Source organism: Chamaesiphon sp., from assembly GCF_041737865.1.
Lineage (GTDB): Bacteria > Cyanobacteriota > Cyanobacteriia > Cyanobacteriales > Chamaesiphonaceae > Chamaesiphon.
On the sequence record NZ_JBGSQZ010000272.1, the window covers coordinates 1 to 8,429 of the forward strand.

Below are 8,429 nucleotides of genomic sequence, written 5' to 3' on the forward strand. Positions count from 1 at the left end.
TACAATTAAACAGATCGATCGCCGTACTAAAATCTCTGGGGCGCAGTGGAAAGCTGAAAATGTTCCTCAAGTACTCGCGCACCGCGGCGCTTACCTGAACGGGTTAATTCGCGATCGCTAAATAAAAAGTGGGATGCTCCCATTTGGGATGCACCCAGTCAGTCGGGCATCATTGCCAAGGTATGGTATCCAACCGATCGAGATCTAGTTATTGATAGTCCTTATCTAGGCAAACTTGGTAAAACTTTCTCTAAAAATCTAATTGTAAATCTACTGTTCAAGCTGATATTTAGTCCTCTTCTACTCGGACATATTCAAATTCCAGCCTCGATCGATGCTGCACTAAGTCAGTCTCAATCTAACTTCCCTGTTGTCCTATTTTCATCCGGTTTAGGCATTAATTTTCTGAATAGTTTCTACGCTTTAGAATTTGCTAGCCACGGTTTTATTGTTGTGGGTATCGATCATCCTGGTTTAAGTGTCAGCACGATGCTCGTAAATGGAGCGCAAATCTGCATGGACAAGGAAATATCCGATGGTTTAGCTAGACCGGATTTATTAATCAGTAAGATTGCGGTAACTCAGGCAAATCAGATCTCGATGGTGGTCGATCGAGTCATAAGTATGAATTCCACCGATAATTCTTTTTTAGATCGCAAAGTTAACATCGAAAAAATATTTGCGGCTGGACATTCGATCGGCGGTTCGGCTAGTTTCGTAGCTTGCGGACGAGATCGTCGAATTTCTAAGGCTGTCAATTTTAACGGATATTTTTACATTGATGAGATCGATTTCAGCTATCCAGAAAAAGAATTTTTATTAATGTTGTCTAATCGAGAGAAATATACAATCGATGATGGGAAGTCCCAATCAGTACATAATTCAATGATGGCAAAAGATCGAACCCGCATCCAGCAACTTGCAGGTAATGCAAATTTACAAGTACTCACCCAAGAATCCGCCAGTCATTTTAGCTTTCTGGATTTGCCGCTGATGATTAATCCGAGACTTAGTAAAAAGATCGGTTCATATGGTGAGACAGACCCATACAGTTTATTATCAAAAACATCAGCGATCGCGAGCGACTTTTTCAATAAGCTGTAAATTTCTGCTAACTACAATAAATTAGGCTTAGAGGTTTGATCGTACCGCCAACCTTCGGGACGAGCCGTTGGCGTAGCCTCTTCTAAGGAACTCAACCTGAAACTAGCTCAGAGCATGGATATGTAGGTTGGGTAGAGCAAGGCGAAACCCAACACACTCAACCAAAGTTTCTTTCATCCATTAGACGACGTTTTAAGTCGGCTCAGTTGCTCCCTTGGAGAATCGAGCCGAAGGTCTTTCTCTGACTAGAAGCTCATATTTGTCAAATTTGGAAAGCCTTACGGACAACCCTCCCAGGAAGGGACGATCGGTAACTAATCTAATATTTAATACGTGGATCGATCCACGCATTGATCAGATCGATCGCAATGCTGGCAATTACCACGATCGCGGCAAAAAATACCATAATTCCCTGAACTGTGGGATAATCACGATTGGAAATCGCTTCATACAATTGGCTTGCCAATCCCGGCCAAGAAAAAGTGACTTCAGTTAAAACAGCACCACCGAGTAGGGATGCGGTAGTTAAACCCAGTACGGTAATTACCGGAATCATTGCATTTTTGAGAGCGTGAGAGATCAGAATTCGTTGTTCGGGAATGCCTCTAGCTCTGGCGGCTTCCACATATTCGGCTTTCATACTTTGCTTGAGGTTTGCCCGCACGATCCGTTCAAAAATTCCGCTCAGTAATACGCCAAGTGTGAGACAGGGTAGAGCTAGATGATGGAGTGAGACAAAAAAGCTGCCTAGGTCGAAGTGTAATAAACTATCGATCGTGTAGAGTCCAGTAATTTTTACAGGTGGGGTTAAGTTCGCTGGAAATCTACCGCCGAGGGGGAAAATATTTAATTGCACTGCAAATACTAATTGCAATAGCATCCCTACCCAAAAAATCGGTAATGAATAACTAATTATCCCAAATAATCTTCCCCCAACTTCAGAGATAGTACCCGGACGAGATGCGGAGATCGTGCCCACTGTCACCCCTACAACAAAGGCAATTAGCATACTGCCGATCGCGAGTTCTAAAGTAGCTGGAAAGTTTTCTTGAATTACTATCAAAACTTCTTTGCCAGAACTAGTAATTGACTTCCCAAAGTCTCCACGTAGAATATTAAATAAGTAACTAAAGTATTGAACGTAAACTGGTTGGTCTAAGCCTAATTGTTTTCGTAAATCTGCTTTTACTTCATCTGATGCTCGATTACCTAAGAAGGCATCGGCCGGATCGCCTGGGGTGGCTTTGAGCAGGAAAAATACTAAGGTAACGATCGTCCACAACATTAAGGGAGCTAGGAGTAGTCGCGCAGCTAGATAGTATTGGAGGGTTTTCGATCGAGACATGATTTGGGGTTAGGGAATTTGGTGCTGAGTTTTGGTTGGTGCTTTTTCAACGCAAAGGTCGCTAAGATCTCGCAAAGTTACGCAAAGGTTTATTAGTGCTGAATCTACTTTTTTATAGTTGAGTAAAGAAGATTTTGGTACTGAGTTTTGGTTGGTGCTTTTTTTAACGCAAAGGTCGCTAAGATCTCGCAAAGTTACGCAAAGGTTTATTAGTGCTGAATTTACTTTTTCATAGTTGAGTAAAGGAGATTTTGAAGGGGATCGATCTCGATGCCGCTCATGCCTTTTTTGGCGAAGACAAAATCTTTTGTTTGCCAGAGGGGGATGAGTGGGACATCTTGGGCGATCGTATTTTGGATATCGGCGTAGATTAGTTGGCGTTTGGTGGGGTCTGCTTCTTTACCTTGGGCGGTGATGAGTTGATTCATTCGATCGCTATAATAGAACGATCCTTGGGATTGACTACCCCCTTCTTGACATCCTTGGGATACCGAACCTTTGGGACATTCGAGGAAGGGTTGGACAAAGTTATCAGGATCGAGAAAGTCGGGATACCAGTCTTGGAGGGTGGCTGGGTAGATATTTTTGCTGGCGTATTTAAAGAACGATGCTGACTCGATCGTGTTTGGTTCGAGTTCGAGCATCCCCCCCAGTTTTTGCTTGGCATAGGCACGGAGGAAGCCCGCTGTCAGGCGGCGAGGCGTAGAACCGGAGGGGTACCAAATTTGAATTTTGGCGGGGTTCTGGGGCGAAAATCCGGCTTGGGTGAGCAGTTGTTTAGCTTTGGCGATATTGCCGTCCCCATAAGCGTTTTTAAAAACTGGCTGGGAGACACTAAAGGTACTGGGAACGATACTGTATAAGGGGTTGCCCTGCCCGTACAAGATGCGCTCGTTGATGGTGGGTCGATCGACTAGAGCTGCTAGTGCTTGACGGACTAGGGGATTGTCTAGCGGCTTTTGGAGGACATTGAGGATCAGATAACTAGTCACACTACCATCGATCGCGATCGATTGCCATTTTCCAGTTTTGGCTCCTTCTTCTAGGCTTTTGACTTGATCTGGTTCGAGGGCTTGGAAGGCGACATCGACGGCTCCGGTACGAAAGGAGTTGTAGAGGTTTGCCGAGTTATTGGAAAAAATTTGGACGTTTACGCCCCGATTGAGTGGTTTGGCACCCCAATACCGATCGAACGCTTTTAATTTTACTCGATCGGTACCATACTCTTGGAGTTGATACGGCCCTGTGCCGACAAAGGTATTTGCTTCAAATTGATTTGCCCCAATCTTGTAGGCTTTGGGAGATACCGCGCAGGTACCAGGAAAGGCTAACATCGCGGGGAAGGCTGCAAAGGGTTTTTTGAGCTTAATTGTGAGTTCGTTGGTTCCGGTAGCTGTAACTGAAGCCACTCGCTCGGCTAGTAGAAAGGCTGGCTTCCCCTTATTTTGAATGAATCGTTGGAGTGAAAATGCCATCGCTGCGGCATTAAAAGGGGTGCCATCGTGGAAGACTACCCCCTGACGGAGCGCAATTGTATATGTCAAACCATCGGCACTAACTGTTGGTAAAGCTGTCGCTAGCTGGGGTTTGACTTGGGTACTACCAGGATCGTAAGTATACAACCTGTCGCTCAAATTCCGAATCAAGGCGATCGATCTTAATTCATAAGCATCAGCAGGATCGAGCGTACGCGGTTTTTGAGTTGTCCCGACGGTAATTCTCCCTTCATCGCCACTAGCAACATTGGGATTACTACTTTGACAACTAGTTATGAACATCAACCCCACCAAACCAAAGCAGCGCAGTGCGATGCCTGAAACTAAGCTAATATGCTGCCATCTATTCATGGATATATGCGATCGCCACAATAATTAAGGCTCGATCTAGAATGTGGTCAAGCGGTACAAATTACCTGACGGGTCTAAATTACTCCAAGGTAAGTTACTTAATATATAACGATTTGGCAACCTTTCCTCAATTACTCCCGAACCAGTTTCAAATTAGGCTGGGGTAGTGAGTGGATGGTGGATGGTGAATGGTGGATGGTGGATGGTTGTCTCTATTAACCCAAACCTCAATAATTAACGCGCTCACCTACAAGATCGAGTAAGTGAGCGCGTTAGTTAAAATCGATTGATTAGCCACAGTAGTAGTTGTCAGTGAAGTGTCAGACAACTACCAGCGGGAATCGTGACTTAACGACGACGTTGAGTATTCTCGATGCGGGTGTTAGTATTTTGACCAGTTTTGTTGCCATCGCCTAAGACATCAACAGACTGACCGCTAGTAACGGAACTACCAGTGCCACCAGGAGTGCGACGACCGGATTGGCTGTTTTTGATTTTGGTGTCGATATTTTGACCAGTTTTGTTGTCGTTACCAGTAATGACCGCGTTTTGATTGGTGTCAACGACGTTGGCAGTGTCAGCATGAGCGGGGAGAGTTAAACCGAGAGTAGCGACGCTTAAACCGAGAACGATGATAGATTTGAAGTTCATGATAAATATGCCGATGAGTTAATGAGTGAGTTGACTAAAATGCGATCGTTAGTGCAGATTTGTCCCAGCGGGAATCATGACTTAACGACTGCGACGTTGAGAGTTATTGATGCGGGTGTTAGTATTTTGATTAGTGTTGTTACCATCGCCCAAAACATCAGAATTCTGACTGCTGTTGATGGAAGTACCAGTGCTACTACCATTTGGACGACCAGTTTGATTGTTGTTGACTCTGGTTCTGATACTTTGATTTGTATTGTTGCCGTTGCCAGTAACTACCGCATTTTGATCGGTGTTGACAACTGTAGCTGTGTCAGCATGAGCAGGAAGAGTTAAACCGAGAGTAGCGACGCTTAAACCGAGAACGATGATAGATTTGAAGTTCATGATTGTATATTCCGATTGGTAAGTGAGTGAATTAGCGATTTACTTACACTTGAGACTACAAATCTTATTTGGTTAATTCCGTAAAAGTTTGAGATTTAATTTGAACTTTACTCAGTGTTTTGCCGGAAGTTAACTGTCAGTGTAAGTTGTGTCTTGTGTGCTCGTATCAATAACTACAGATCGTGCTATTCACTTTCCAGAAATGTTGCTAAATAAAATTGAGCTTATTTTTTGAAATCGCTGAAAGCATTGCAGCGCAAGGATTTTAATCTCCTACAGAAATTCCAGCCGCGTGCCAGCGTCGTCGGCAAGCGGTCATGATGCAGTCCCCCACTCTCCCCTCTTCCATACATCAATTCAGCAACGCCCAATTAACCTGTAGGGGTGCCCCTTATGGGTACCCTTCTATACTACTAAGCACTAGTAGATTTAGACTGGTGCAAGATGGGAGTTATCAAAGCTCTAGATAGCGATCGAATCGTTGCTGAAGCTGCACTGGCGAAGAGTCCACGCCAGCGATTGTGGTTGGTTGCGTCCAATACTCTACCAGTGCATGACCGAAAGCGTAAGCATTTTTATTCGGGGCGGCAGAGTTGTTGAGTAATAATGGCCACAGTGTCAAGAGATTGAAGTCAATTGGTTTGGTGTGGCTGGTATTTAAGAGTGAATGCAAGTCCTTCGCCATTTGTAATTTACCGATGACTACTGGTAACTGCTCTACCGGAATTTGAGCGGTGAGTAATTGCGCCAGAGCGGGCGATCCGGTGGTGAGGGTAGAGACAAACTCTAGTACGGGACTTTTGAGTAGTTGAGTAAGTCCCTGAGTAGTGGTCATCTGGAGGCTATATCGATCGATAATGCTGGCAGCCGCAACAATTCGAGCGTCGAGGTTGCGTAAAAATCGGGCGAGGCGAATTTGTTTGCTTGGTGCGATCGATTGGAGCAAGGCTAATGATAATGTGTCTACACCCCAAGCCAGCCTATCGATACTCGGATTGGCATTGACTAAAGGTAAGACTAGATCGCAGTAAGTAGCTAGGAATTCATTTCGATAAGCCACAGCTTCCCGCATCGCGATTTCCTTTGGACGCATTCCTGCTTGCCAATCGTAAGGCGGCGTCCATTCTCGCAGCGGACGAACGCGATCGACTTGAGTTACGATCGTGACGATCGGTAAATCTGGAACTGTCCGTTGAATATCTGCCAAAAAGTCTCGATCCATCTGCAATGCCGGATCGAGCGCGGGAGTGACGAGTAACAGTAAATCGGCAGTCACCGCACGATCTAATACTTGCGCTCGCAAATCCGCTCGATTGACTTGTTCGTAACCAGGGCTATCCCAAAGTGTCAGGCTTTCACCACTAGAGTGCCACTGGTAATTTTGAATTTTGTCGGTACTGGGCAAGACATCGATGATGGCTAAGTCTGCCTGAAATAGCGTATTAATCAGACTACTTTTACCCGCGCCCGTGCGCCCTACCAGGAGAATATCGATCGGTTTTTGCTCGATCTGCGCCTGTGGTTCGGCAGCAACTAGAATATCTCTGAGCGTTTGAGTATTTGCCGTTGGTACTTGAGTAACAGTCGGGGGCAAAGATAATAACTTGCCACTATATAGAGTCACAGCTTGACGACAGAGGTTCGTCAAGGCAGCTTCGCGAGTGAGTTGACCCAAATTGACCAAAAGCTGACGATCGGCACTGCTAGAGGATTCCTTGGTGGCACGCTTGGCGATCGCCGCCACGGGGTTAAGTATCCATTGTGCCCAATTCCAAACTTTGAGGAGTTTCTGCGCTGATGGTGCCAATTTTTGATATGTCTCGTAGGCTTCATACGTCTGCGCGATAGTCACGCGATCGAGTGCTGGGGCGAGTTTCTGCATCCAAGCATCCATATCATCGGTAGTCCCCCGAATCAGTCCATACGCCTGAGTTACATAAATATTCAGCAGTGGATATTTGACTTCGGGATGATAAATCTTGGCAATCGCGACAATTAATTCCTGACATCGCGCCCAAAATGTCGCCCAATCTTCCCAAATCGGTCGATCGATTTGTGAATCACTAATTACCTTTTGCAGCACCGCACTAACCTGCGCTGCGGCATCTCCAGTCAATGGCATAGCATTAGCCGTAATCGCTTCGAGTTCCCGACTTGCCGCTGCAATGACATCCGCACCTCGATCGATCGAAGATTTTGTCCAGCGTACCAACAACCATCGCCAACCCAGCAAAAGTAGCGTAAATACGCCCCAAATCCAATTAATTCCCCACTCATGAATCTTAGTACCAGCAGCAATCAGTAGGAATATAACGACACTCGCGATCGGCGATACTAGAATAGCCCACTGCCAAGGTTTCAATTGCATATCAATTTCCTACTGACCACCAATCTGACCATATCACACTCGTTGGTGTCGCAGTTTATCGCGGGTACCAACAATCATTGGTTTTGGACTAGCTTTATACGCAGCTAAAATTCTCTTTGTGATCTTTAAACAGAACAGTTTTGACTTATACCTTTCAATTACGTTGGCTGTTGACATAAGAGATCGCATTAGCAACAACTTATAAGCTTCTTTTTTTTGCTCTTCATTAAGATATTTTTCTGAGTCAATTTTAATAAAAGCTTTTGCAATATTTTCCCAAATAATAATTTCGCTCTCTGGAATACTGTCGCGTGAAAAATCAAGAATCCAGTTTTCAATATTATCTGGGTAAACATTTTTTAAAATTGCTGCAATAATCTCTATTCTTTCATACTGCTCTCTATTTACTGAGCTTCTACCTGGCTGTGAAGGTTTTAGTGATGCTAAACTAACTTCACTTAATATCAATGAATTTTTAACATGGCTATCTTGTGTGTGTAGAGCTGAATTACTAATGTTTTGGCAGTCTATAATTATTGGGTTTTCTGAAGGATAATTGTTTAATTCATTTATCTGCTTGCAAATTGGCTCTTCCGGTTAAAGTATGCCTAGCTAATAGATAACCGCCAGCAAATTAAGCATCTTAACCGAAAATTGGCAAAGTTTCTGAACCCATATCCTGAACGTTTAATTAGCTTGAGTTTATTATTTATCCCTTCAACAGCAC

General features: G+C 44.4%; 8 protein-coding genes and 1 pseudogene. 2 read left to right on the top strand and 7 right to left on the bottom strand.

Annotated elements, in window-relative coordinates:
- Window positions 1-171: 171 nt before the first annotated feature.
- Both ACEW9J_RS20865 and ACEW9J_RS20870 read left to right on the top strand, forming a co-directional pair.
- Window positions 172-477, top strand: a pseudogene (locus ACEW9J_RS20865) (hypothetical protein); the annotation flags it as partial.
- Between the two features lie 39 nt (window positions 478-516).
- Window positions 517-1,104 (top strand): hypothetical protein, encoded by a 588-nt coding sequence (locus tag ACEW9J_RS20870; protein ID WP_373547015.1) that lies wholly within the window; start codon window positions 517-519, stop codon window positions 1,102-1,104.
- Window positions 1,105-1,423: 319 nt separating this feature from the next.
- Here ACEW9J_RS20870 and ACEW9J_RS20875 read toward each other — a convergent pair whose 3' ends face one another.
- From ACEW9J_RS20875 to ACEW9J_RS20905, 7 genes are all read right to left on the bottom strand, one after another.
- Window positions 1,424-2,449, bottom strand: coding sequence for an ABC transporter permease (locus ACEW9J_RS20875; RefSeq protein WP_373547016.1), 1,026 nt, complete (start codon window positions 2,447-2,449; stop codon window positions 1,424-1,426).
- Window positions 2,450-2,670: 221 nt separating this feature from the next.
- Window positions 2,671-4,296 (bottom strand): ABC transporter substrate-binding protein, encoded by a 1,626-nt coding sequence (locus ACEW9J_RS20880; protein WP_373547017.1) that lies wholly within the window; start codon window positions 4,294-4,296, stop codon window positions 2,671-2,673.
- A 348-nt stretch (window positions 4,297-4,644) separates the two neighbouring features.
- On the bottom strand, window positions 4,645-4,947 hold the full coding sequence (locus ACEW9J_RS20885; RefSeq protein WP_373547018.1) for a hypothetical protein: 303 nt from the start codon (window positions 4,945-4,947) through the stop codon (window positions 4,645-4,647).
- 81 nt (window positions 4,948-5,028) lie between these two features.
- A complete protein-coding gene (locus ACEW9J_RS20890) occupies window positions 5,029-5,334 on the bottom strand; it encodes a hypothetical protein (RefSeq protein ID WP_373547019.1) in 306 nt (101 codons plus the stop codon).
- A 454-nt stretch (window positions 5,335-5,788) separates the two neighbouring features.
- Window positions 5,789-7,702 (bottom strand): GTPase family protein, encoded by a 1,914-nt coding sequence (locus tag ACEW9J_RS20895; RefSeq protein ID WP_373547020.1) that lies wholly within the window; start codon window positions 7,700-7,702, stop codon window positions 5,789-5,791.
- A gap of 33 nt (window positions 7,703-7,735) precedes the next feature.
- On the bottom strand, window positions 7,736-8,170 hold the full coding sequence (locus ACEW9J_RS20900) for a hypothetical protein (RefSeq protein WP_373547021.1): 435 nt from the start codon (window positions 8,168-8,170) through the stop codon (window positions 7,736-7,738).
- A 140-nt stretch (window positions 8,171-8,310) separates the two neighbouring features.
- A partial coding sequence (locus ACEW9J_RS20905) for a transposase (RefSeq protein WP_373547022.1) occupies window positions 8,311-8,429 on the bottom strand: 119 nt, incomplete at its 5' end.